Annotated in this window: 20 protein-coding genes, 1 tRNA gene and 1 other RNA gene; 9 read left to right on the top strand and 13 right to left on the bottom strand. The window is 71.4% G+C overall.

What is annotated here, in order from left to right; all coding sequences use genetic code 11:
* The 5 genes from O7634_RS14925 (at nucleotide 1) to O7634_RS14905 (ending at nucleotide 5,526) form a co-directional block, all read left to right on the top strand.
* The gene (locus O7634_RS14925; RefSeq protein ID WP_278150723.1) at nucleotides 1–990 is read left to right on the top strand and encodes an alpha-hydroxy acid oxidase; all 990 of its coding nucleotides are present in this window, start codon (nucleotides 1–3) and stop codon (nucleotides 988–990) included.
* A complete protein-coding gene (locus tag O7634_RS14920; RefSeq protein ID WP_278150722.1) occupies nucleotides 987–2,240 on the top strand; it encodes a cytochrome P450 in 1,254 nt (417 codons plus the stop codon). Before O7634_RS14925 ends, O7634_RS14920 begins: the two co-directional genes overlap by 4 nt.
* Nucleotides 2,237–3,496 (top strand): cation:proton antiporter, encoded by a 1,260-nt coding sequence (locus tag O7634_RS14915; protein WP_278150721.1) that lies wholly within the window; start codon nucleotides 2,237–2,239, stop codon nucleotides 3,494–3,496. Before O7634_RS14920 ends, O7634_RS14915 begins: the two co-directional genes overlap by 4 nt.
* 63 nt (nucleotides 3,497–3,559) lie before the next feature.
* Nucleotides 3,560–4,216, top strand: coding sequence for a response regulator transcription factor (locus O7634_RS14910; protein WP_278150720.1), 657 nt, complete (start codon nucleotides 3,560–3,562; stop codon nucleotides 4,214–4,216).
* Complete coding sequence (locus O7634_RS14905) at nucleotides 4,213–5,526, top strand: HAMP domain-containing sensor histidine kinase (RefSeq protein ID WP_278150719.1); 1,314 nt, start codon at nucleotides 4,213–4,215, stop codon at nucleotides 5,524–5,526. The genes O7634_RS14910 and O7634_RS14905 overlap by 4 nt, the downstream gene beginning before the upstream one ends.
* On the opposite strand, the gene O7634_RS14900 is transcribed toward O7634_RS14905, so the two are convergent.
* Both O7634_RS14900 and O7634_RS14895 read right to left on the bottom strand, forming a co-directional pair.
* Nucleotides 5,500–5,572, bottom strand: a tRNA-Ala gene (locus O7634_RS14900). The genes O7634_RS14905 and O7634_RS14900 overlap by 27 nt on opposite strands.
* An 87-nt stretch (nucleotides 5,573–5,659) precedes the next feature.
* Complete coding sequence (locus tag O7634_RS14895) at nucleotides 5,660–6,250, bottom strand: YqgE/AlgH family protein (RefSeq protein ID WP_278150718.1); 591 nt, start codon at nucleotides 6,248–6,250, stop codon at nucleotides 5,660–5,662.
* A 312-nt stretch (nucleotides 6,251–6,562) separates the two neighbouring features.
* Between O7634_RS14895 and mdlC the strand changes: the two genes are divergently transcribed.
* Nucleotides 6,563–8,158 carry a benzoylformate decarboxylase gene (mdlC, locus tag O7634_RS14890; RefSeq protein ID WP_278150717.1) on the top strand — a complete coding sequence of 532 codons (1,596 nt, stop codon included), beginning with the start codon at nucleotides 6,563–6,565 and terminating at the stop codon, nucleotides 8,156–8,158.
* A gap of 5 nt (nucleotides 8,159–8,163) precedes the next feature.
* Here mdlC and O7634_RS14885 read toward each other — a convergent pair whose 3' ends face one another.
* From O7634_RS14885 to pruA, 9 genes are all read right to left on the bottom strand, one after another.
* Complete coding sequence (locus O7634_RS14885) at nucleotides 8,164–9,111, bottom strand: hypothetical protein (RefSeq protein ID WP_278150716.1); 948 nt, start codon at nucleotides 9,109–9,111, stop codon at nucleotides 8,164–8,166.
* 36 nt (nucleotides 9,112–9,147) lie between these two features.
* Nucleotides 9,148–9,645, bottom strand: a complete 498-nt coding sequence (locus O7634_RS14880) for a hypothetical protein (protein ID WP_278150715.1) — start codon at nucleotides 9,643–9,645, stop codon at nucleotides 9,148–9,150.
* 170 nt (nucleotides 9,646–9,815) lie between these two features.
* Nucleotides 9,816–10,191: a transfer-messenger RNA gene (gene ssrA, locus O7634_RS14875) on the bottom strand.
* A 105-nt stretch (nucleotides 10,192–10,296) separates the two neighbouring features.
* Nucleotides 10,297–10,776, bottom strand: a complete 480-nt coding sequence (smpB, locus tag O7634_RS14870) for an SsrA-binding protein SmpB (RefSeq protein WP_278150714.1) — start codon at nucleotides 10,774–10,776, stop codon at nucleotides 10,297–10,299.
* Between the two features lie 149 nt (nucleotides 10,777–10,925).
* Nucleotides 10,926–11,801, bottom strand: a complete 876-nt coding sequence (ftsX, locus tag O7634_RS14865; protein ID WP_278150713.1) for a permease-like cell division protein FtsX — start codon at nucleotides 11,799–11,801, stop codon at nucleotides 10,926–10,928.
* A 67-nt stretch (nucleotides 11,802–11,868) separates the two neighbouring features.
* Nucleotides 11,869–12,549, bottom strand: a complete 681-nt coding sequence (gene ftsE, locus O7634_RS14860; protein ID WP_088642977.1) for a cell division ATP-binding protein FtsE — start codon at nucleotides 12,547–12,549, stop codon at nucleotides 11,869–11,871.
* A gap of 118 nt (nucleotides 12,550–12,667) precedes the next feature.
* Nucleotides 12,668–13,789: a peptide chain release factor 2 gene (gene prfB, locus O7634_RS14855; protein ID WP_278150712.1), complete on the bottom strand. Its 1,122-nt coding sequence runs from the start codon at nucleotides 13,787–13,789 to the stop codon at nucleotides 12,668–12,670.
* A 118-nt stretch (nucleotides 13,790–13,907) separates the two neighbouring features.
* Nucleotides 13,908–14,423 (bottom strand): PadR family transcriptional regulator, encoded by a 516-nt coding sequence (locus O7634_RS14850; protein WP_030331495.1) that lies wholly within the window; start codon nucleotides 14,421–14,423, stop codon nucleotides 13,908–13,910.
* A gap of 175 nt (nucleotides 14,424–14,598) precedes the next feature.
* On the bottom strand, nucleotides 14,599–16,227 hold the full coding sequence (pruA, locus tag O7634_RS14845) for an L-glutamate gamma-semialdehyde dehydrogenase (protein WP_278150711.1): 1,629 nt from the start codon (nucleotides 16,225–16,227) through the stop codon (nucleotides 14,599–14,601).
* A 295-nt stretch (nucleotides 16,228–16,522) separates the two neighbouring features.
* On the opposite strand from pruA, the gene O7634_RS14840 reads away from it, so the two are divergent.
* Nucleotides 16,523–17,623 (top strand): hypothetical protein, encoded by a 1,101-nt coding sequence (locus O7634_RS14840; RefSeq protein ID WP_278150710.1) that lies wholly within the window; start codon nucleotides 16,523–16,525, stop codon nucleotides 17,621–17,623.
* A gap of 173 nt (nucleotides 17,624–17,796) precedes the next feature.
* Here the strand turns inward: O7634_RS14840 and O7634_RS14835 are convergent, their stop codons facing one another.
* A complete protein-coding gene (locus O7634_RS14835) occupies nucleotides 17,797–18,306 on the bottom strand; it encodes a hypothetical protein (protein ID WP_278150709.1) in 510 nt (169 codons plus the stop codon).
* A 274-nt stretch (nucleotides 18,307–18,580) separates the two neighbouring features.
* Between O7634_RS14835 and O7634_RS14830 the strand changes: the two genes are divergently transcribed.
* Both O7634_RS14830 and O7634_RS14825 read left to right on the top strand, forming a co-directional pair.
* The gene (locus O7634_RS14830; RefSeq protein ID WP_278150708.1) at nucleotides 18,581–18,808 is read left to right on the top strand and encodes a helix-turn-helix domain-containing protein; all 228 of its coding nucleotides are present in this window, start codon (nucleotides 18,581–18,583) and stop codon (nucleotides 18,806–18,808) included.
* Between the two features lie 314 nt (nucleotides 18,809–19,122).
* Nucleotides 19,123–19,713: an Rv3235 family protein gene (locus O7634_RS14825; RefSeq protein WP_278150707.1), complete on the top strand. Its 591-nt coding sequence runs from the start codon at nucleotides 19,123–19,125 to the stop codon at nucleotides 19,711–19,713.
* A 158-nt stretch (nucleotides 19,714–19,871) separates the two neighbouring features.
* Here the strand turns inward: O7634_RS14825 and secA are convergent, their stop codons facing one another.
* Entirely contained in the window at nucleotides 19,872–22,799 is a 2,928-nt protein-coding gene (gene secA / locus O7634_RS14820; RefSeq protein WP_278150706.1) for a preprotein translocase subunit SecA, read from the bottom strand.
* Between the last annotated feature and the right edge of the window lie 35 nt (nucleotides 22,800–22,834).

Below are 22,834 nucleotides of genomic sequence, written 5' to 3'. Positions count from 1 at the left end.
ATGGACCCGGTGCACCAGGACTTCTTCGAGGGCGGCGCCGGGCGGGAGCGCACGGTGGCCGGCAACGAACGGGCCTTCGAGCGGCGGTGGATCGTGCCCCGGGTGCTGCGGGCCACCGGCGAGCGGGACCTGCGGTGCTCGGTGGCCGGCACCCCGCTGGCCACGCCGGTCCTGGTCGCCCCGACGGCCTTTCACCGGCTCGCGCACCCCGACGGCGAGGCGGCCACCGCGCGGGGCGCCGCGGCGGCCGGCACGACGATGGTGGTCAGCATGGCCGCCACCCAGCCGGTCGAGGAGATCGCGGCGGCGGGCGCGACGCTGTGGTTCCAGTTGTACCCGCAACGCGACCTCGCCTTCACCGAGTACGTGGTCAAGCGCGCCGAGTCGGCGGGTTGCCGGGCGCTCGTGGTGACAGTGGACTCCCCGGTGTTCGGGCGGCGCGAGCGTGACCTGCGCAACGGCTTCACGGACCTGCCCGCCGGCTACGCCTGCGAGAACATGCGGGACGCCACCGGCCGGGTGCGCCCGATCGAGATGGACGCGACGGTGGGTTGGGACCGGATCGCCTGGCTGCGTGGCGTCACCGGGCTGCCGATCCTCCTCAAGGGCGTCCTGCATCCGGCCGACGCCCGGCTCGCCGTCGACAACGGCGCCGCCGGCCTGGTGGTGTCCAACCACGGCGGACGGCAGCTCGACGGGGCGGTCCCCACGCTCGACGCGCTCCCACCGGTGGCGGAAGCCGTGCAGGGGCGGATTCCGGTGCTGCTCGACGGGGGTGTGCGCCACGGCGCCGACGTGGCTGTCGCGCTGGCGCTCGGGGCGACAGCGGTGCTCATCGGGCGTCCGGTGCTGCGCGGGCTCGCGACCGGTGGGGCGGCCGGCGTACGGGAGACGCTCGAGCGACTGACCACCGAGCTGGATCAGGTCCTCGCCCTGGCCGGGGCACGGCGGCCGGCCGATCTGACGCCCGACCAGGTGGTGACCCGGTGAGGGCGGTGATCGCCCTCCGGGAGTGGATCTTCGAGCGGGTGAACGGGACCGAAGGAATCCCCGTGCCCGGACCGCTGGTGGGGCCGGAGGACTTCGAGCGGGTCTACGGCGATCCGGCCGCCGACGGGCGCAGCCGCGGCGCCGGCCTGTCGGACCTGTTCTGGTACTGGCTCGCCCCCGGTCCGCAGATGCACCAGGAGCACCTGGAGCCCGGCGAGCGGTACCGGGTGGTCGCGCGTACGACACGGCAGGTGCTCGCCGTCCCCCACGCGCGCTCCGACGAGCTGGCGACGGCCGCGACCCGGCGGGCCCTGGACACGCTCCCGGCCGGCCGGACCACCCACGTGCGGCTGCGGGACCTGATGATGCCGGTCTGGGCCGAGGTCTCGTACGAGCTGGTGTTCGGCGCACGGTGCCCGCGCGACGTCCGGGACCTCATCGTGGCGAACGCCGACGACGTGGTCACCGCGCTGAAGGGGATGAGCCTGCGGCACATGTCCCGGCGGGATCGGCTGACGCGTTACCTGCTGCACCGGATCGAGGCGGGGACCTGCCCGGTCGTGCTGCCGCCGCCGTTCACCGCCCTGGAGACCGCCTGGTACCTCCAGGGGGCGTTCTTCAACACGGCGGTGGTGCAGATGTCGGAGGCCATGGCACACATCCTGCTGTGCGCCCAGTCCGTCGAGGACACCTCGGACGGCTCTCTCGACCGGCTCATCGACGAGACGCTGCGGGTGTACCCGTTGTTCGGTATCGCGCACCGGATCACCTCCGCGCCCATCACCGTCGGCGAGCACGTGCTCCCGAGCGGATCGGTGCTGCTCTTCAACTACCCGGCCTACCAGCGCACCGGGCCGGCGGCGGACGCCGAGTTCGACCCGGACCGCTGGTTGACGCTGCGCCGGCAGGACGCCCACTTCATCCCGTACGGCGTCACCGCCAACCGGGCCTGTCCGGCACGCGGCTCGGCCCCGGTGCAACTGCGCGCGGCGACCCGGGAGGTGCTGCAACGGTTCTCGGTCAGCTCGTCGGTGGCGCACACCCGCTCCCTGCCGAGTCGCGGTCCCGCGTACCTCACGCCCCGGGGCCGCAGCGGTCCCGGTCGCCGCCGGCTGGCGGTGATGCGGCAGCGCGACCGGCTCTTCGACGTGGGTCGGTCGGTCAAGCAGCTCGTCTACGGCACCTGGATGGTCGTCGACGCCCGACGACTGAAGTTGTGCACCCGGTTCTTCGAGGAGGCAGACACGTGACCCCCACCGAACTCGCCCCGCGGTTCTTCATCGCGGTCGCTGTCATTCTGCTCTTCTGCAAGCTGGTCTCCTGGCTCCTCGGCGGGGTGGGTCAACCTCCGGTGGTGAGCGAGATGCTCGCCGGGGTGCTGCTCGGCCCGTCGCTGCTCGGCCTGCTGTGGCCGGGCGCGCAGGCCGCGCTCTTCCCCGCGCCGTTGCTGCCGATCCTGTACGTGGTCGGTCAGGTCGGCCTGGTGCTGTTCATGTTCCAGGCCGGGTACGCCTTCACCTCGCACCGGGTGACCAGAATCGCGGGCACGGCGGGAGCGGTGTCGGTGGCGGGTGTCACGGTTCCGTTGGTGCTGGGAGTGCTGCTGGTCGTGAGCATGGCGGGGTTCGTCCCGATCCGCGCGGACGGCGTGTCGCTCGGCGTGTCGGCGGCGTTCGTCGGTGTGGCGCTCGCGATCACGGCCTTCCCCATGCTTGCCCGGATCATCACCGAACGCGGCCTCGCCGGCACCCGCTTCGGGCTGCTCGCCCTGGCCTCGGGCGCGATCGACGACGCGGTCGCGTGGATCCTGCTGGCCGTGGTGCTGGCGTTCGCCTCCGGCGCCGCCGGTCCGGCCCTGGTCACCGCGGGCGGCGCGGTGCTGTTCGCGGTGGCGCTGTGGCTGGGCGGACGGCGGGTGACCGGCTTCGTGATGGGGCTTCCGGGCGACCGGGCGCGCCTGCTGGGCACCGTGGCGCTACTCTTCCTGGTCGCCTTCTACACCGACGAGATCGGGCTCTACGCGGTCTTCGGCGCTTTCGCTGTCGGCGTGGTGATGCCGCACTCCGCCAGGACCGACAAGGTGGTCGACACGCTGACGCCGATCGCCGCGACGGTGTTCCTGCCGCTGTTCTTCACCTTCTCCGGGCTGCGCACCGAGTTCGGGTTGCTCGGCAATCCGGCGGTGCTGCTCTTCGCCGTCGCCTGCGTGGCGGTGGCGATCGCCGGGAAGTTCGGCGCCTGTTGGGGCGCGGCGCGGTTGATGGGCGAGCCGAACAGCGTCGCGCTGCGCGTTGGCTCCCTGATGAACGCCCGGGGCCTGATGCAGCTCATCGCGTTGAACGTGGGGCTGGAGGCGGGCGTGGTGAACTCGTCGCTCTTCACGGTGCTCGTGCTGGTCGCGCTCGTCACGACGCTCATGACGACGCCGCTGCTCAGCTGGATCGAACGGCGCGAGGCCCGGGTTTCCGCGTCCAGCGGGGCACTGGTGCCGGCCGGAACCCCGTAAATTGATTGTTTGAGGAGACAAGTTTCACAACACATAGACGCGGTTCTATGTCACCATCTGTACATGACCCGCCTCCTGCTCGTTGATGACGACTCGGAGCTCCGCGGCATGGTGGCCGAGACGCTGACCGACGAGGGATACGTCGTCGACCAGGCCCCCGACGGGCAACGCGGCCTGCACCTCGGGCTCACCCGGCCGTACGACGTGATGGTGATCGACCGCCTGCTCCCCGCCCTCGACGGGCTGGACCTCGTCGTGCGGTTGCGTTCCCGCGCGGTGGTCGCCCGGGCGCTGCTGCTGACCGCGCTCGGCACCGTCCACGACCGGATCGCCGGTCTCGACGCGGGCGCCGACGACTACCTGACGAAACCCTTCGACCTGGACGAGTTGAGCGCCCGCATCCGGGCCCTCTGCCGCCGGACCTCCGACTCGACCGAGGTGCTGCGGCTCGGGGCGGGCCAGCTCGACCTCTCCGTGCGCGACGCCGTCCTGCCCGACGGCACCCGGATCGCGCTGTCCGCCCGCGAGTTCGAGCTGCTGCGCGTCCTCGCGGCCCGGCCGCACACCGTGCACTCCCGGTCCGAGCTGCGCAGCCGGGTCTTCGACGAGGCGGCAGCGGCGTCCCTGGTCGACACGTACGTCTACTACCTGCGGCGCAAGCTCGGCCGGTCGGTGATCCGGACCGTGCACGGACTCGGCTACCGGTTGGGGACGCTGTGAGCTTCGAGGACACCATGCTGCGCCGGGCCCGGGTACGGGTCAGCGTGTTCGTCGGCCTCACCATCACGACGCTGCTGGCCCTGGGCGCCGCCATCTCGTACGCGGCGCTGCTGCACAACCAGCACGAACAGATCGAACGCGAGCTGACCTACGGCGCGGTGCACGGCACCATCGACGGTCCGCCGGGCTGCAACTGGATCATCCTGTACGAGGGTGGCCGCTTCGACTCGGGCCGGAACCCCCCACCCGAAGGGTTCCCACTGCGGTCCGCCATCGACACGGTGGCCCTCGACCGCCAGGTCCGCAGTGACCGGATCACCCGCAACGGCACCACGTACTACGTACGCACCCAGCCGCGCGGCGCGGGGGTGGTGCAGGCGGTGTTCGACGCCCGGTTCCAGCTCTCCGACCGGCGTCACCTGCTCGCGGCGTTCCTCCTCGCCGCGATCGTCGGCCTCGCCGCGGCGGTGCTCACCGGCTTCGTCGTCGGCCGCCGCGCCGTCGCGCCGCTCGCCGAGGCGCTCAGCCGGCAACGTCGCTTCGTCGCCGACGCCAGCCACGAGTTGCGCACCCCCATCGCCCACGTCCACACCCGCGCCCAACTTCTGGCCCGCCGCGCCGGCGCCGACCGTGCCGACTACGACCGCCTGATCGAGACCACCCGCCGCCTCGGCGAGATCGTCGACGAACTCCTGCTCTCCGCCCGGCTCGCCGCCACCCCTGCCGACCGGCACCCCTCCGCGCCCGTCGACCTGACCCGCCTCTCCGCCGAGGCCGTCGACTGCGAGGCCGAGCGCGCCGCGGAGCAGGGCGTCCAGGTACGCCTGACCGCCCCGGACACTCCGGTGCTCGTCTGCGGCGTCGCCTCCGCCCTGCGCCGCGTGGTCGGCGAGTTGCTCGCCAACGCCCTCACCCACACCCCGACCGGGGGCCGTATCGACGTGACGCTGCGCACCTCCCGCCGCGACGCGGACCTGGTGGTCACCGACAGCGGCGCCGGCTTCGACAGCGCCGACGCGGAACGCCTCTTCGACCGCTTCCATCGCGGGGCCGGGGCCCAGGACCGGCGGTTCGGTCTGGGCCTTGCTCTCCTGCGCGAGGTGGTGACGAGTCACGGCGGAACGATCACCGCCGAGAGCAGGCCCGGCGAGGGGGCGACCTTCACCGTCCGCCTGCCGACGCTGCCGCCACGGACGGTCGGGGCAGGGGCGCGGGGTCCTGACCGGGAAACGAACAACGCCCTGGTGCGGGCCAATAACCCGCACCAGGGCGTTTCGCCTGGGTGGAGCCGAGGGGACTCGAACCCCTGACCCCCACACTGCCAGTGTGGTGCGCTACCAGCTGCGCCACGGCCCCAAGCTGTCGTCCCGGTTGCCCGGGCACTCGGAAACTATACACAGACCCGCCGGCATGGTCATCTCGCGGGGTCCCCGCCGGGCCGGGTCAGTTGAGCGCGACGTCCGGCGGGAAGTGGGCGACCGCCGCCATCATCCCGCCCTGCCGACGCAGCACCATCGGCCACAGGTCGTCCGGTCGGTCGACGAAGGCGTCACCGGGCAGCCCGTCCAGCACGAACCAGGAACCGTCGGCGATCTCCTGCTCCAGCTGGCCACCGCCCCAGCCGGAGTAGCCGGCGAACACCCGGATGCCGCCGATGCTCTCCCGCAGCCGCTCCGGGTCGACCGACAGGTCGATCGTGCCGACCGCCCCGGAGACCTGGTGGAACCCCTTCAACCGGCGCATGGGGTGCCGCATCCGAGCGAGGCAGATCGCGGAGTCGGGCTGCACCGGGCCGCCCTCGAAGAGCACCGCCGGATGGCGGGCCAGGTCGCTCCAGTCACCGAGCACCTCGGCCACCGGCACCTCGGTGGCCCGGTTGAGCACCACGCCGAGCGCGCCGCCCGGCTCGTGGGCGACGAGCAGCACCACCGTACGGTCGAAGTTCGGGTCCTTGAGCGCCGGAGTCGCGACCAGCAGCCGCCCGGTCATCGACTCCATCGCCCGTCCGCCGATCGCCTGGCCCTCTCCCTGCATGCCACACACCCGTCAACCGTGAGCCCGTGCCGGGTGCCGGTCATCAACCGATTCCGCCCGGTGCATCGAGATCAGCCACGCTGTCAACGCCATGCCTGGCACCATAGCCTGCGTCCCGGGCGCTGGCTAAGGTCTCAGCGGCGGGTGATCGGACAGTTGCCGGCCAACCCCGGCGGTCGACTTCCCACTGCTGGACTGATCCGGACCAGCCACGGCCGAGAAAAGCCCGAAAGGCCCGTCACATCCCGATAGATTCGGCTGATCGGGAGGACGACCGGGTCGTCCCTGCCCGCGACACGGAGGCGGGTGGCGATGGCAACGGTCCGGGACACGACATACGACGTGCTCCGCACCCTCGGGATGACCACCGTCTTCGGCAACCCCGGCTCCACCGAGGAGCCGTTCCTCCAGGACTTCCCCACCGACTTCCACTACGTCCACGCGCTGCATGAGGCGACGGCCGTCGCGCTGGCCGACGGCTACGCCCAGGCCACCGGGAAACCCGCCCACGTCAACCTGCACACCGCCCCGGGCACCGGCAACGGCATGGGCAACCTGGTGACCGCCTGGCACAACAAGACCCCGTTGATCGTCACCGCCGGGCAGCAGACCCGGGAGATGCTGCTGCTCGAACCCCGGTTGGCCAGCCGCCGGCCCACCGAACTCCCGCAGCCGTATGTGAAGTGGGCCTACGAGCCGGCTCGGGCGCAGGACATCCCGGCAGCGCTGCTGCGGGCGTACGCGACAGCTGTGCAACCACCGGCGGGACCGGTCTTCCTCTCGCTGCCGCTGGACGACTGGGCGCAGCCCGCCGACCCGCCGCCCGCCCCGCGTACGGTGGCGACCCGCTTCGCGCCGGACCCGGAGCGGTTGGACGAGTTCGCCCGGGTGCTCGCCGGCAGCGCCAGTCCGGTGCTCGTCTACGGGCCGGGCGTGGACCGCTCCGGCAGTTGGTCGACCGCCGTCGCCCTGGCCGAGCGGCTGGCCGCGCCGGTCTGGTCGGCCCCCGCCACCGAGCGGGCCGTGTTCCCCGAGGACCACCCGCACTTCCGCGGGGTGCTGCCGTACGCGATCGGCCCCCTCGCCGAGGCGCTGCGCGGGCACGACACGGTGCTGGTGGTGGGTGCTCCGGTGTTCCGCTACTACCCGTACCTGCCCGGTGGGCACCTGCCCGACGGCGCCCGACTGCTGCACGTCACCGACGACCCCGACGAGGCCGCGCGGGCTCCGGTCGGCGACAGTCTGCTCAGCGACCCCGGGTTGGCCCTGGCCGCGTTCGTCCAGCGGGTGCCGCCGACCGACCGACCGGCACCCGCACGACGGGCCGCGCCGCCACCGCCGGAGATGACCACCCCGCTGAGCGCCGACGCCCTCTTCGCCGCGCTGGCCGCGCACTGGCCGGCGGACGGGGTGCTGGTACAGGAGTCACCGTCCAATCTGTCCGCGCTGCGCCGTCAGCTTCGGATCACCCGACCGGCGTCGTACTTCACGATGGCCAGCGGCGGCCTCGGTTACGGCCTGCCGGCCGCGGTCGGGGTGGCGCTCGCCGAGCGGGACACCGGACGCTGTCGACCGGTGGTGGCGGTGATCGGCGACGGGTCGTTCCACTACTCGGTGCAGGCGCTGTGGACCGCCGCCCGCCTGGCCCTGCCGGTGGTGGTCGTGGTCCCGGTCAACCAGCAGTACGCGATCCTCAAGGCGTTCGCCGAGCTGAAGCACACTCCCGGAGTGCCCGGCCTGGACCTACCGGGGCTGGACGTCACAGCCATCGCCGCCGGTTACGGTTGCGCCACCGAGGTGGCGGAGACACCCGAGCAGCTCGGCGCGGCGCTCGCCACCGCGCTGCGCGCCGAGCGGCCCACGGTGCTGCCGGTGCCCATCAACACCGACGTGCCCAGCCTCCTCTGAGCGGGTCAGCGGGGCGCGATCGACAACGGACGGCCGGTGGCGACGTCCAACACCGGACGGGCGCCCAGCGGGGCCGTGAGGGTGACGGTGACCGGTTCCAGCTTGAGCACGTCGATGCATTCGCCGGTGGCCCGGGTGACCCGCCCACCGACCACCACGACCTCGGGCCGTTCCCACACCAGCGGCGTGACGTCGGTGTCGCAGGCGCCGACCCCCAGCCGCACGGTCAGTCGGCTGCCGTCGACAGCCCCCAGATCCTGGGCGCCGACCATGCCGTTCGGCAACGGCTGACCCGGCGCCGTGGGCTCGGGCACCGGACGGACCGCCGCCGGCGCGACGGCGAGCCGGACCACCGGCGTGGCCAGCTCCTCGACGGTGAACAACCAGGCGGGGACCTGCGCCTCGCCCCGGCTCGTCCGCACCGGCACGGCACCGAGGGTGACAGCGGTGACGGTGAGCGGCAGGCAGGCGGTCTGCGTGCCGCTCGTCGTCCACCCGTCCGGTCCGGGCTCGACGGTGGGGCCGCCCGGCGACGGCAGCCCGGGCCGCTTCGGACGCCCCGGGCAGGGCAACGGGTCGCCCTGGTCCAGTTCCCGGTACGCCTCGGCGGCGCTGACCAGCGGCAGCGTCAGCCGTCCGTCCGGAAAGCGGATCTCACCGCCGACCCGGGCGGGCGGTATCGGCACCCGGGACCGGTACCACCCGGCCCGGAAGGCCGTCTCGGTGTCGGTGGTGAAGCGGGGGTCGCCGGTGAGCAGTGTCGGCCCCTCCAGCGGCACGTAGCCGGTACGCCAGTCGGGGCCGGGCCGCCACGCCTCGGCGACCCGCGCGGCCCGGGTCTCGAACGCCTCCGCACGGGGCGTCGGGTCCCCCGTCGCGCCGGACGGGCCGGTGCCGGTCGCGGCACAGCCCGCGGTGAACAGGAGTACGAGCAGCACTGCCGATCGACGCATGTGCGGTTGGACGTGCCCACGCGAGGGCTGGTTCCCTCAGGTCTCGCCACCCAGATCCGTCTGGTACGCCTCCCAGAGCAGGTCAGCCCCACGCCGCCGGTGTCGGGCCAGCCTGCGCAGCAGGTGCGCGGCCCGGTGCCGCACCTCGTCGGGGTGCCCCTCGGGCCGTTCGGCGATCTGCTGGACCGCCAGGATCGCGGCGACGATCATGGCGTGCTCCCGGGTCAGCAGTCGTACCCGGTGATCCAGGCGTGGCGACTGGGTGAGCAACTCCCGGTAGAGCCCGGTGGGGCCCTCGGTGAGCCGGACGTGCTCGGCGAAGCCCCGCCGCACCGGACGCAGCCGACGGAGCACGTCTTCCCGCCAGCGGGGTTCGGTGGGGGTGCGGGCGACGGCCCGCCCGAGGGCGTGCACGTCACCGGCGAGGCCGGCCGGGCGCGGCTCACCGGGCAGCCCGACGGGGTGGGGGTCGACGGGGAGCGCGGCACGCGGCCGGGCGACGAGTGACGGCTGCTCAACCGGACCGGTGACCATGGCACCTCCCGCACGCGCTGCTATCCCATACCGCGATGGTGGGCCCACCCGCCCCAGCCTGTCCAGAGCTCCCGGGCGGCTCATCTGCCCCTTCTGACACAGCCGTCCCAGTGGCCACACCCGGGTACGACGAAGCGCCCCGGCCGGTGGCCGGGGCGCTTCGTTCGAGGTGGTGGAGGTGCCGGGAATCGAACCCGGGTCCTTCGCCGGTTTGTCAGGGCTTCTCCGAGCGCAGCTCGCTATGCCTCTACTCGGCCCCACCGCTCACGCGAGCAAGTTGGTGTGACGGGCCCAGTCGCTGATTGATCTCGCCACACGGACCCCGCGACCGGGTCCGATTGGCCAGCCTTCTAGCTGATGCCGGCTAACTGGGTCGAAGGCGCTCCCAGGCCGACAGACTTGCTACTCGCCTCAGGCGGCGAGAGCGAAGTCAGCGCGATTTTGCTTGGCGCTTATTGGTTTCCGACGACCGATTCTCGAGACGACGTCGGCTTCCTCGGCTCGCTTCCCCTGTCGCTGCGTACGAAGTCGAAACCAGTCACCCCCTCGACAGGCCGCCGATGTGGCGGCACTGACAAGACTAACGCCTGCCGCAACCGCTTTCATCCCGAGCCCCGGCCCGACGCGCCGACCCGGACAACCGGCATGAAATCAGTCGTCCATGCCCTTGCCGCGCCGGCCGGACACCCGGGCGATCTCCCGGTCCGCGTCCCGCTTGGCGAGGTCCTGGCGCTTGTCGTACGACTTCTTGCCCTTGGCGAGAGCGATCTCCACCTTGGCCCAGCCGTCCGAGAAGTAGACCTGTAGGGGCACTATCGTCAGGCCGCCCTCGCGGGTCTTCCCGATGAGCTTGTCCAGCTCGCCCCGGTTGAGCAGCAGCTTGCGGGTACGTCGGGGCTCGTGGTTGGTCCAGGTGCCCTGCGTGTACTCCGGGATGTGCATCGCGTGCAGGAACAACTCGCCGTTGCGCTCCTGGGCGAACGCGTCGACGAGCGACGCCCGCCCGGCCCGCAGCGACTTGACCTCGGTGCCGGTCAGCGCCATGCCCGCCTCGTACGTGTCGAGGATCGAGTAGTCGTGGCGTGCCTTCTTGTTGGAGGCGACCACCTTGCGCCCCTTTTCCCGTGGCATCGGTGCCACCCCCTCTCCGCCCATGTCGCGGTCGGGCTCCCCCGGACCGGACGAGCGATCATGTTACCCGAATGAGAAGGACCCTCCCGCGCTGTTTATTTCCGGCGCGGGAGGGTCCTTGTGAGACGACGGGACGACCCGTACGGCGCCTAGACCCGCAGGTAGAAGCGCAGGGTGATCCAGGCGGTGGCGGCGCTGACCAGACCACCGACGCCGGCCATGATCGGGAAGATGAACAGGATGTCACCCCAGCTGATCGGCGAGAGCAGACCCTGCAACGCGCTCAGCGAGCCGTCGAAGAGCAGATACTTCGCCGCGATCAGGGCGACCAGGCCCAGCAGGGCGCCGATCAGACCGGCCACCACCGCCTCCAGCACGAACGGCGCCTGGATGAACCAGTTGGACGCACCGACCAGCTTCATGACCGCGACCTCGCGCCGCTTGCTGTACGCGGCCACCTGGATGGTGTTGGCGACCAGCAGCAGGGCGGCGATCGCCATCACGATGGCGGCGGCCAGGGCGATGTTCTGGATCGCGGTGAGGACGTTGAAGACCTTGTCGAGCAGTCGACTCTGGTCGATGATCTCCTCGACGCCGGCGGAGTCCTTGTACTGGTCGTAGATGTTCTTGTACTGCTCCGGGTTGTTCAGCTTGAGCCGGAACGCCTCGGGCAACTGGTCCGGCTTGATCGCGTTCACCAGGTCCGGCGCGTCCGGGTACATCTCCTTGAAGCGCTTGTACGCCTCGTCCTTGCTGACGTAGAAGACCTCCTTCACCAGGGGGTCGCTCTTCAGCTTGGCGTCCAGGTCGGTGCGCTCCTGCTCGCTCACCTCCTGGGTCAAGAAGATCGAGACTTCGATGTTCTTGTAGTAGAGGTCCTTCATGTCGTCGACCTGGCGGTACATCAGACCGCTGGCGCCGAGCATGGTCAGCGAGACCGCCATCGTGATGATCATCGCGATGGACATGGTCACGTTGCGCCACAGTCCGACGAGTACCTCGGACAGGACGTATTTCACGCGCATCGGGATTTCCTCCGGGTCTCCGGCATGAGGTGTTCGTCGTCAGGCTGCGCAGGGGTCGGGCGCTTGCTCACCCGTAGACGCCGCGGGCCTGGTCACGCACGATGCGACCGCTCTCAATCTCAACGACGCGGCGGCGCATCTGGTTCACGATGTTGGAGTCGTGCGTGACCATCACGACGGTCGTGCCGGTGCGGTTGATCCGGTCCAGCAGGCGCATGATCTCGATCGAGGTGTCCGGGTCCAGGTTTCCGGTGGGCTCGTCCGCCAGCAGGATCAGCGGACGGTTCACGAACGCCCGGGCGACGGCGACCCGCTGCTGCTCACCACCGGAGAGCTCGTGCGGGTAGCGGTGCTCCTTGCCACCGAGCCCGACCAGCTCCAGCACCTCCGGCACGACCCGGCGGGCGACCGCCTTGGTCTTGCCGATCACCTCGAGCGCGAACGCGACGTTCTCGTAGGCGGTGCGGTTCGGCAGGAGCCGGAAGTCCTGGAAGACGCAGCCGATCGAGCGCCGGAAGTGGGGTCGCTTCCAGGAGCGCATCGAGGTGACGTCCTTGCCGTTCACGATGACGCGGCCCTTGTTGGGGGCGACCTCGTGCAGCAGCATCTTGATGATCGTGGACTTGCCGGAGCCGGATGGACCGATGAAGAAGACGAACTCGCCCTTCTCGATCGAGACGGACACGTTGTCGAGCGAAGGCCGGGACGCCTTCGGGTACGTCTTCGTCACTTGCTCAAGCTGAATCACGGGTGGTGAGTCTACGCGGTGTAACAACTGAGCCAAGCCCCACGCCCCGCCGATCCGGCACGAGTCGTCGAATCAGGCTCCTACCTGGAGATCGACGACGCGCTGCGCCCGCGCGTCGTCACGCACCGTTGCCGGCGAGCTGCCGCTGCTTGCGCCAGCGAATGCCCGCCTCGATGAAACCGTCCAGGTCGCCGTCGAACACCGCGCTCGGATTGCCGGTCTCCTGCTCAGTTCGGAGATCCTTCACCATCTGATAGGGGTGCAGGACGTAGGAGCGCATCTGGTCGCCCCACGAGCCGGCCGCGTTCTCCTTCAGCCCTTCGAGCTTGGCCTGCTCCTCCTGACGCTTGCGCTCGAGCAGTCGGGCCTGGAGCACGCGCAGCGCGGAGGCCTTGTTCTGGAGCTGGGACTTCTCGTTCTGGCAGGTCACCACGATGCCGGTCGGGATGTGGGTCAACCGGACCGCCGAGTCGGTGGTGTTGACGCTCTGCCCACCGGGGCCGGAGGAGCGGTAGACGTCCACCCGCACCTCGTTCTCCGGGATGTCGATGTGGTCGGTCTGCTCGGTGACCGGCAGGACCTCGACGCCGGCGAAGCTGGTCTGCCGCCGGCCCTGGTTGTCGAACGGGCTGATCCGGACCAGCCGGTGGGTGCCCGACTCGACGCTGAGCGTGCCGTACGCGTACGGCACCTTGACCGCGAAGGTCGCCGACTTGAGGCCCGCCTCCTCGGCGTACGAGGTTTCGTAGACCTCGGTCGGGTAACCGTGCCGCTCCGCCCAGCGCAGGTACATCCGCAGCAGCATCTCGGCGAAGTCCGCGGCGTCCACGCCGCCCGCGCCGGCCCGGATGGCGACCAGCGCCTCCCGGGAGTCGTACTCGCCGGAGAGCAGGGTGCGGACCTCCATCTCCTGGATGGACTTGGTCAGCGCGGTGATCTCCGACTCGACCTCGGCCAGCACCCCCGGGTCGGACTCGGCCTCGGCCAGCTCCAGCAGCACCTGGGTGTCGTCGAGGCCGGAACGCAGACTGCCCAGCTTGCTGATCTCGCCGTTGACGTACGACAGCTGCGAGGTCACCTGCTGAGCCCTGGCCTGGTCGTCCCAGAGATCGGGGGCGGACGCCTCCTGCTCCAGGCGCGCCTTGTCCTCGTGGAGCCGGTTGATGTTGAGGACGGCCTCGATGTTGCGCAGGGTCGCGTCGAGTTCCTTGAGCTGTTCGGCGTAATCGGCAGCGGTCACGACAGACAAGCGTACTGCGCGGACGAGGAGTGAGCTTGCGAGCCCCGCAGCTCCGCGCCAAATCGGCCCTGCGCCTTGGTCGGGGCGACTCGTCGCCTGTCCGCGAATCCGCTGATCATCACCCGACGGGGGCGGACTTCAGCCACGACAGGGCCGCCCGGTGGTAGGCGACGGCGAACTCCAGCGCGCTGGCGTCGTACGTCTCGCCGTCCCGTTTGGCGTTCTTCACCTGTTCCCGGACCTGGGCGAGGGCCTCCGTGTGGTATTCGTTGGCCGACGCGTACAGGCTCTTGAGCTGGCTGGCGGAGTGCAGGTTGCCGAAGGCCATCCGGAGCGCGATCGGGTTGCGGATGGTGTCCCGCCCCGGGTTCTCCGCCAGCCAGCGGGAGAATGTCCGCTTCCCGCTGGCGGTGAGCGCGTACGGCTGACTCATTCGCGGCCCCGGCTTGCCGAGCCGCACGAAACCCCGCTCGGCCAGCACCGGCAACTCCCGGTAGACCTGGCTGCGGGTCATCGACCAGTACGGCGCCAAACGGCGCTCAGCGGCGGCCATCAACTGGCCGCCTGTCATCGGGCCCTCGTGGAGGAGGCCGAGCAGGGCCGCCGCCGTAGGGTTGACTCCGGAATCCGCCATGCCCACTACGCTGCCACTTTGCGCACCCGGCGTCCAGGATTTGCCAGTTTGCCACCCCACCGGACTTCCTAAGTGCACTGTCGGCGGAAGACTGTCCGTTGAGGACCTTCGATGAGTTGCGGCGACCGGCCGACCGCCGGCGGCGGCACGCGCGCCGCCGGCGGGTCGTCGCCGGTCAGCCCATGTGGGGGTACGTGTGGTCGGTCGGCGGCACGAACGTCTCCTTGATCGTCCGCGGGGACACCCAGCGGACAAGGTTGAGCCAGGAGCCCGCCTTGTCGTTGGTGCCGCTGGCCCGGGCGCCGCCGAAGGGCTGCTGCCCGACCACGGCGCCGGTCGGCTTGTCGTTGATGTAGAAGTTGCCGGCCGCGTAGCGCATCCGCTCGCCGACCGCCTCGACCACCCGGCGGTCGGTGGCGAACACCGAGCCGGTCAGCGCGTACGGGGCGATCGACTCGGCCTGGGCGACCACCTCGTCGAACCGGGCGTCGTCGAAGACGTGCACGCCCAGGATCGGGCCGAAGTATTCGGTGGTGAACGTCTCGTGCGCGGCGTCGTCGCACTCGAAGAGGGTCGGCCGGACGAAGTAGCCGACCGAGTCGTCGGCGGTGCCACCGGCCAGCACCCGGCAACTGGCGTCACCGTTGATCAGCTCCAGCGCGGCGGTGTGCCGGGCGAACGCCTTGTCGTCGATCACCGCGCCGCCGAAGTTGCCGAAGTCCGCCACGTCGCCGTAGGTCAGCGAGTCGGTGGTGGCGGCCAGCCGGTCCCGCAGGCCACCCTCCCAGATCGAACGCGGCACGTACGCCCGCGACGCCGCCGAGCACTTCTGGCCCTGGTACTCGTACGCGCCGCGGATCAGCGCGGTGTGCAGGGCGTCCACGTCGGCGCTGGTGTGCGCCACCACGAAGTCCTTGCCGCCGGTCTCGCCGACCAGGCGCGGGTAGCCCCGGTACCGGGCGATGTTGTCGCCGACGGTCTTCCACAGGTGCTGGAAGACCTTCGTCGAACCGGTGAAGTGGATGCCGGCCAGATCCGGGTCCGCGAGCACGACGTCGGAGACCTCCTCGCCCCGGCCGGTGACCATGTTGATCACACCGGGCGGCAGGCCGGCGGCCTCGAACAGCCGCATGGTGAAGTGCGCGGCGAACTGCTGGGTCGGCCCCGGCTTCCAGACCACGGTGTTGCCCAGCAGCGCCGGCGCCGACGGCAGGTTGCCGGCGATGGCGGTGAAGTTGAACGGGGTAACCGCGTAGACGAAGCCCTCCAGCGGGCGGTGGTCGAAGCGGTTCCAGACGCCGGGGGCGGACGCCGGCTGCTCCTCGAGCAGGCGACGGGCGAAGTGCACGTTGAACCGGAGGAAGTCGATGAACTCGCACGCCGAGTCGATCTCCGCCTGGATCGCGGTCTTCGACTGGCCGAGCATGGTGGCGGCGTTGAGCGTGTCGCGCCACGGACCGGCGAGCAGCTCGGCGGCCCGCAGGAAGATCGCGGCGCGCTCCTCGAAGGGCAGTGCCCGCCACATCGGCGCGGCGTCCTTCGCCGCCTGGACCGCGGCGCGGGCGTCGTCGTGGGTCGCGTGCCCGGTCACCCCCAGGACGTGGGCGTGCCGGTGCGGCTGCACCACGTTGATCGGGTCACCGCCGGCCATCCGCTGCGTGCCGCCGATGGTCATCGGCAGGTCGATGCGCTCGGCGGCGAGCTCGGTCAGCCGCCGCTGGAGCCGGTCCCGGTCGGGGCTGCCCGGCTCGTAGTTACGAACCGGCTCGTTGCGCGGCTCGGGAACGGAGAAGACGGCATCCATCAAGGCTCCTGGCGATCTCGACAGCAGTGGCGAAACCGGACCCGCGGGCACCGACCGGATAGCCGGACACCGGACGCCGCGCGGGATTGCCGAGCAGCGGCGGGACCTCCCGGAATTGTCCCACGGCGGGCTGCGGGGCCCGCCCCCGCCACCACCCTGAGCCAAGGACCGGCACACCCTTCCGTTCCTTACCGATCGCCCTCGATCCGCCGGCCTGGCGTGCCGGGGCGGTGGGACGCCCAGCCGGTCCGCGTACCCTGAATGGTCGGTGACCTGCCGCCTCGAAGGGGAGACGATGACCAAGCAGCCCGGCCGCGTCCCGGCCGCGGAGTCGGACGAGCCGGCGGTCGACGCGGCCAACCCCAGCACCGCGCCGCTGCCCGCGCCCGGCGCGGCGGTGCTCGCCCTGCTGGCGCTCGGCTGGCTGGCCGCGATGCTCTGGTCCACGCGGGAGGCCATCACCTCGGCGGCGGCCGGCGTCACCGCGATCAGCCTGTCCGCGTTCGCCCTGCCCGGCGTGATCTCGGCCGCGCTGGTGGCCGGGGCGGCCGTCGCGCTCGCCATCGGCAACGTCCTGGCCCGCCGTTACGGCGACTGGGCGACGCTGCGCTTCGCCGGGGCTATCGGCGGCGGGATGCTGGTCGGGCTCGCCGCCGCGCTCGCGATCAACCTCACCTACTTCGACACCTCGACCACGAACGTGATCGCCGGCACCACCGCGGCGGCGGCGGTCATCGGTGGCGCGCTGGCCGGTGCGCGTACCGCCCCGGCGGTCGGCGCGGTGGTCACCGCCGCGCTGGGCACGCTCATCTTCGTGGTCGCGTTCAGCCGCGCCCGCGACCCGCTGTTCGACCTCTTCGGCGCGGGTGACAGCCAGCAGTCGTTGATCGACGCGGCGAAGTGGGTGTCCCGTACCGAATCGCTCGTCGCCGGGCTGGTGGCCGGCCTGCTGGCCTTCGGCTACCTGAGCTGGGCGCGGCGTCGCGCCGTCCGCCGCGACAACGCGGCCCCGGCGCTGCGCTGGCCGTCCTACCTCCTCGCCGGCGCGGGGCCGGGCCTCCTCCTCCTGCTCGCCGAGGTGGTCATCCGGATCGGCGGCCGGTCGCTGCTCGACCTCGCCAGCGCGCTGAGCGAGGCGGACGCCGTCGCGCAGACCTCGCTGGGCACCTCCCGGGTGGACAACGGCATCTGGGTGCTCTTCGTGGGCGCGCTGACCGCGCTCATCGCCTTCGGCCGCACGCTCGGCCCGGCCCACACCGACGACGATCCGGCCGACCCCGAGCCGGCCAACTCCGAGCCGGCCGCGGAGCGGGTCGACAGCGAGGACGACGAGCCGAGCCCGGCGGAGACGTTCGACGCCCAGCCGACCAGAGCGGAGCAGCGCGCCGACGGCTGACGCCGGCGCGGGTGGCGCGGCGTCCGTCCGGCCTGCCGGCGCAGGCGCCGTAGGTGGCGCGGCGTCCGTCCGGCCTGCCGGCGCGGGTAGCGTAGGTGGCGCGGCGTCCGTCCGGCCTGCCGGCGCGGGTGGTGCGGCGTCCGTCCGGCCTGCGGGCGCGGGTGGCGCGGGCTTCAGCTGGTCGCGCGGAGCAGCAGGTCCAGCTCGGTCACGTCGTACCACTCCAGCTCGTGGTCCTCGGCGCCGTCGACGGTGAACTGTGCGTCCGGGTCGCCGGCCGCCGCCTCGGCCACCGCGTCGGCGGCGGCGGCGATCTCCTCGACCGCGTCCGCTCCGTCCACGTGGATCGCCGCGACGGCACCCAACGGCACGGTGTCGACAAGGGCGACGGTGCTGGAACCCAACTCGCCGTCGCCGCGCCCCACCGCTCCCGCCGGCAGGTCGACCGAGACGACGACGCGGCGGCGGGGAGCGCTCGGGTCATCCCGGAGCAGGTGCAGCGCGTCCTGTGCGGCCCGGGTGAAGGCGACGTACTCCAACTCCTCCTCGTCGCCCTCCGCGTACCACTCCCGCAGCGCCGGCGTCACGGCATGGGCCTGGTCGGCGGCCAGGCCGTCCGACCGGAGCCGGGCCAGCATCGGTACGGTCGCCGGCACGTACACCCGGACAAGCTCCTCGGTCACCGGTCGTCTCCCCGCGTCGTCCTCCACCGGCGGACGCCGGCACGGGCGCCGATCATGCCGGACGCCGTGACCGTCATACACCCCGCCTCCGGTCGGCGGAAGTTCCCGGCCGGTGTGTCCCGCCTGACCGCTTTCCCCGATCGACGCGCGCGGGTGCTGGGGCCGGTGCTGGGCCGGCGTGGGGCCGGCGCCGGGGCCGACGTAGGGCCGGTGCTGGGCGACAGGCGCTGTCGGTGGCAAACTGAGCCAAACGACGCCAACCCCGGGAGTTCCTGTGGAGCCGAGGTTCCTGCTCCTCTCCGACGTGGCCGCCGAGCTGAACGTGTCGGACTCGCAGGTCTACCACATGGTGCGTAGCGGTGAACTGCCGGCGATCAAGATCGGTGGCCGCGGCCAGTGGCGGGTGGAACGCGCCCGCCTGGAGGAGTACATCGCCCGCAAGTACGACGAGACCGCCGAGTGGGTGCAGAGCAATCCGCTGGTCGACCGCGACCCGGAGTAGCCCCCCGGCCGCCCCCGGCGCGGGCCCGCCCGGCCCTGCCCGGCCCTGCCCGGCCCCGCCCTGCCCAGCGCGGCCCTGCCCTGCCCGGCGCGGCGCGGCCCGGCCCCGCCCGGCGCGACTCATGATCGACTCGGCTTTATGGAAGGTGGGGCATCCGGGCCGCTTCGAAGCCGCGGGTTCCTGAAAATCGAGTGGATCATGCGCCGGACCGGCCCGACGACACCGGCCATCCATTGACCGATGCCGCTTCGTCGACCACAATCGGCTCTATCGGAGGCAAACGAAGGCAAACGCAGGCTTGAGGAGGGTGTGCGATGAGCGGTTCCCGGCCCGGCCCCTCCCGACCGCCGGTGCGGCTGCGCCCCGTTCCACAGGTCGACCCGCCATATCTCGACGAGTCCGACGGGCCGTACTGGCCGGCGCCGACCGACGGTCAGCTCGCCCTCGACCTGTTCGCCTCGACCCGCCCCGATCCGGGCCGACCGCCGGAGCGTCGGGCCGCCCTGCGTTCGGCGCCCAACCGGTCGGCCAGCCACCCGGTCACCGCGATCCCGTCGGCGACCGCCTCGGAAGCCACCCGCGCCGCGCACCGCTTCGTCGGCACCTGCCTGGAGGTGGTCAACGGCTACCGCTCCCCTGCCCAGGTACGGGCGTTGCTCGACCCGGCTCGGGCGACCGACCTGCTGACCGAGTTGGCTCGCGCGTCGGGGCGGACAGCGGCACCCCGGCGCCGCGCCAGCCGACCGGTGGCCCGGCTGCTCCGCCTGCGCGTGTGCGAGCCCCGGCAGGCCGCTGTGGAGACGGCAGCCGTGGTCAGCGGCGCGGGCGGCCGGAGCTGGGCGATGGCGATCAGGCTGGAGCACCGTCGCGGCCGCTGGCTCTGCACCGTCCTACAAATTCTCTGAGGCGACCCGACAGCAGAGCGCAGCCCCTCGCGACGGCCGACCCACCCGGCGCGAGGAGGGCGGCTCGACCGGGACGCGGCACCGGTCACCGCATCGCCCCACGCAGACGCCGACGGGCCCCGGCCTGGTCGGCCGGGGCCCGTCGGAGGTGCTATCGGTCAGTTGCCGCCGTTGGGCGCGCCGTGGCAGCGCTTGTACTTGCGGCCCGAGCCACACGGGCACGGCGCGTTGCGGGACGGGCCGTTGCTCGCCTCCGCCTGGTTCGGTGCGGGACGACGGGCAGCGGCCGACGGGACCGCCGGGCCGCGCAGCCCGGAGGCCGGACGCTGCGGGGCGGACGGCGCGCTCTGCCCGGGGGCAGCCGGAGCGCCCGGCGCCGGTCGACCCAGGCCGAGCGCCGGAGCCTGCTGCTCGGCCTGCTCGACAGCGACCGCGCCGGGGCTCGCCTCACCGTCGATGGTGGGCGCGGAGTATTGCAGGCCCTGCCGCTGCGGAGCACGGTTGAGGCCCTTCGCCCGCAGCTCGACAGGCTTGTCGAGCAGAGCGACCTCGTCCGCCCCCGTCTCCGGCTCCGGCTCGGTGACCTGGACCTCGATGTTGTAGAGGAAACCGACGGTCTCCTCCTTGATGCCGTCCATCATGGTGGCAAACATGTCGAAGCCCTCGCGCTGGTATTCGACCACCGGATCGCGCTGGGCGTACGCCCGGAGGCTGATGCCCTCCTGGAGGTAGTCCATCTCGTAGAGGTGCTCGCGCCACTTGCGGTCGATGACCTGGAGCAGCACCATCCGCTCGAGCTGACGCACCCCCTCGGTGCCGAGCTGCTCCTCGCGGCGGTCGTACGCGGCGTTCGCGTCCTCCCTGAGGCGGGCGATCAGGAAGTCGGCGTCCATGCCCGCGCGGGAGCCGCCGGCCTCCTCCTCCAGCTCCTCGATGGTGATCCCCACCGGGTAGAGCTGCTTGAGACTGGACCAGAGCTGCTCGAGGTCCCAGTCCTCGCCGTAGCCCTCCGCGGTGGCCCCCCGCACGTACGCCTCGACGGTCTCGTCGATCATGCTGCGGACCTGCTCGGAGAGGTCCTCACCGTTGAGCACCCGAAGCCGCTCGGCGTAGATGACCTGGCGCTGCTTGTTCAGCACCTCGTCGTACTTCAGCACGTTCTTGCGGATCTCGGCGTTCTGGCCCTCGATCTGGGCCTGGGCGCTCTTGATCTGCCGGGTGACCATCTTCGACTCGATGGGCACGTCCTCCGGGATGTTGAAGCGCTCCATCACCGCCTCCACCGCGCCGGCCCGGAAGCGCCGCATCAGCTCGTCCTGCAGGGACAGGTAGAACCGGGACTCGCCCGGGTCGCCCTGCCGGCCGGCGCGACCGCGCAGCTGGTTGTCGATCCGGCGGGACTCGTGCCGCTCGGTGCCCAGCACGTAGAGACCACCGGCGGCGGAGACCTCTTCCGCTTCGGCGTCGCAGGCCTGCTTCCACTTGGGAAGGACCTCCTCCATCGCCTTGGCGTACTCTTCCTCGTTCTCCAGGGGGTCGAGACCGCGCTGGCGCAACTCGCTCGCGGCGAGGAACTCGGCGTTGCCGCCGAGCAGGATGTCGGTGCCGCGGCCGGCCATGTTGGTGGCCACGGTGACCGCGCCCTTACGCCCGGCCTGCGCGACGATCTCGGCCTCCCGGGCGTGGAACTTGGCGTTCAGCACGTTGTGCGGGATGCCGCGACGGCGCAGCAACTGGGAGAGGATCTCGGAGTTTTCCACCGAGACGGTGCCGACCAGCACCGGCTGACCCAACTGGTGCCGCTCGGCGATGTCCTCGATGACGGCGTTGAACTTGGCCTTCTCCGTCTTGTAGATGACGTCCGGCCGGTCCTCGCGGACCATCGGCCGGTGGGTCGGGATGGTCACGACGCCGACCTTGTAGACCTTGTTGAACTCGCCGGCCTCGGTCTGCGCCGTACCGGTCATTCCGGACAGCTTCTCGTAGAGCCGGAAGTAGTTCTGGAGGGTGATGGTGGCAAGCGTCTGGTTCTCCTGCTTGATCTCCACCCCCTCCTTGGCCTCGATCGCCTGGTGCATGCCCTCGTTGTAGCGGCGACCGTGCAGGATGCGCCCGGTGAACTCGTCGACGATCAGGACCTCGCCGTCGCTGACGATGTAGTCCTTGTCGCGCTTGTAGAGCTCCTTGGCCTTGATCGCGTTGTTGAGGTAGCCGACCAGCGGGGTGTTAACCGACTCGTACAGGTTGTCGATGCCGAGCCGGTCCTCGACCTTCGCCACACCGCGCTCGGTCACCGCGACGGTGCGCTTGGAGTGGTCGACCTCGTAGTCGCCCTCGCCGTCGGTGCCGGGCTGGAGCCGGTTCACCACGCTGGCGAACTCGCCGTACCAGCGGGCGGAGTGCTCGGCCGGACCGGAGATGATCAGCGGGGTGCGGGCCTCGTCGATCAGGATGGAGTCGACCTCGTCGACCACCGCGAAGTTGTGCCCGCGCTGCACCAGCTCGTCCTTCGACCAGGCCATGTTGTCGCGCAGGTAGTCGAAGCCGAACTCGTTGTTGGTGCCGTAGGTGATGTCGCACTCGTACGCGGCCCGGTGCTCGGCGGCGGGGCGGTTGGGCAGCACCACGCCGACGGTCAGCCCGAGGAACTCGTGCACCCGGCCCATCCAGGCGGCGTCACGCTGGGCCAGGTAGTCGTTGACAGTGATGACGTGCACGCCCTTGCCGGACAGCGCGTTGAGGTAGACGGGCATGACCGAGGTCAGCGTCTTACCCTCACCGGTCTTCATCTCGGCGATGTTGCCGAAGTGCAGCGCCGCGCCGCCCATCACCTGGACGTCGTACGGGCGCTGCCCCAGCACCCGGGCGGCCGCCTCCCGGCACACCGCGAAGGCCTCCGGCAGCAGGTCGTCGAGGGTCTCCCCGTCGGCGAGCCGTTCCCGGAACTGCTCGGTCATGCCGGCCAGTTCCTCGTCGCTGAGGTTGACGTAGTCGTCCTCGATCGAGTTGACGGCGGCGGCGATGGCCTTCAGCCGGCGCACCATGCGGCCCTCGCCAGCGCGAAGGACCTTTTCCAGAATCGACACGGATCAACGCTCCCCTAGACGGTCTCGAACCATCG

It is taken from the genome of Micromonospora sp. WMMD1120, assembly GCF_029626235.1.
Taxonomy (GTDB): Bacteria; Actinomycetota; Actinomycetes; order Mycobacteriales; family Micromonosporaceae; genus Micromonospora.
This window is presented reverse-complemented; position numbering and strand designations above follow the sequence as displayed.

Bases quoted from the DNA above. Each gene is read 5' to 3' on its own strand.
- O7634_RS14840 (WP_278150710.1), top strand. From the start codon at position 16,523: ATGACCAAGCAGCCCGGCCGCGTCCCGGCCGCGGAGTCGGACGAGCCG.
- O7634_RS14885 (WP_278150716.1), bottom strand. From the start codon at position 9,111: ATGCGTCGATCGGCAGTGCTGCTCGTACTCCTGTTCACCGCGGGCTGT.
- O7634_RS14925 (WP_278150723.1), top strand. From the start codon at position 1: ATGGACCCGGTGCACCAGGACTTCTTCGAGGGCGGCGCCGGGCGGGAG.
- mdlC (WP_278150717.1), top strand. From the start codon at position 6,563: ATGGCAACGGTCCGGGACACGACATACGACGTGCTCCGCACCCTCGGG.
- O7634_RS14880 (WP_278150715.1), bottom strand. From the start codon at position 9,645: ATGGTCACCGGTCCGGTTGAGCAGCCGTCACTCGTCGCCCGGCCGCGT.
- smpB (WP_278150714.1), bottom strand. From the start codon at position 10,776: ATGCCACGGGAAAAGGGGCGCAAGGTGGTCGCCTCCAACAAGAAGGCA.
- O7634_RS14895 (WP_278150718.1), bottom strand. From the start codon at position 6,250: ATGCAGGGAGAGGGCCAGGCGATCGGCGGACGGGCGATGGAGTCGATG.
- O7634_RS14850 (WP_030331495.1), bottom strand. From the start codon at position 14,423: ATGGCGGATTCCGGAGTCAACCCTACGGCGGCGGCCCTGCTCGGCCTC.
- O7634_RS14910 (WP_278150720.1), top strand. From the start codon at position 3,560: ATGACCCGCCTCCTGCTCGTTGATGACGACTCGGAGCTCCGCGGCATG.
- pruA (WP_278150711.1), bottom strand. From the start codon at position 16,227: ATGGATGCCGTCTTCTCCGTTCCCGAGCCGCGCAACGAGCCGGTTCGT.
- ftsX (WP_278150713.1), bottom strand. From the start codon at position 11,801: ATGCGCGTGAAATACGTCCTGTCCGAGGTACTCGTCGGACTGTGGCGC.
- O7634_RS14825 (WP_278150707.1), top strand. From the start codon at position 19,123: ATGAGCGGTTCCCGGCCCGGCCCCTCCCGACCGCCGGTGCGGCTGCGC.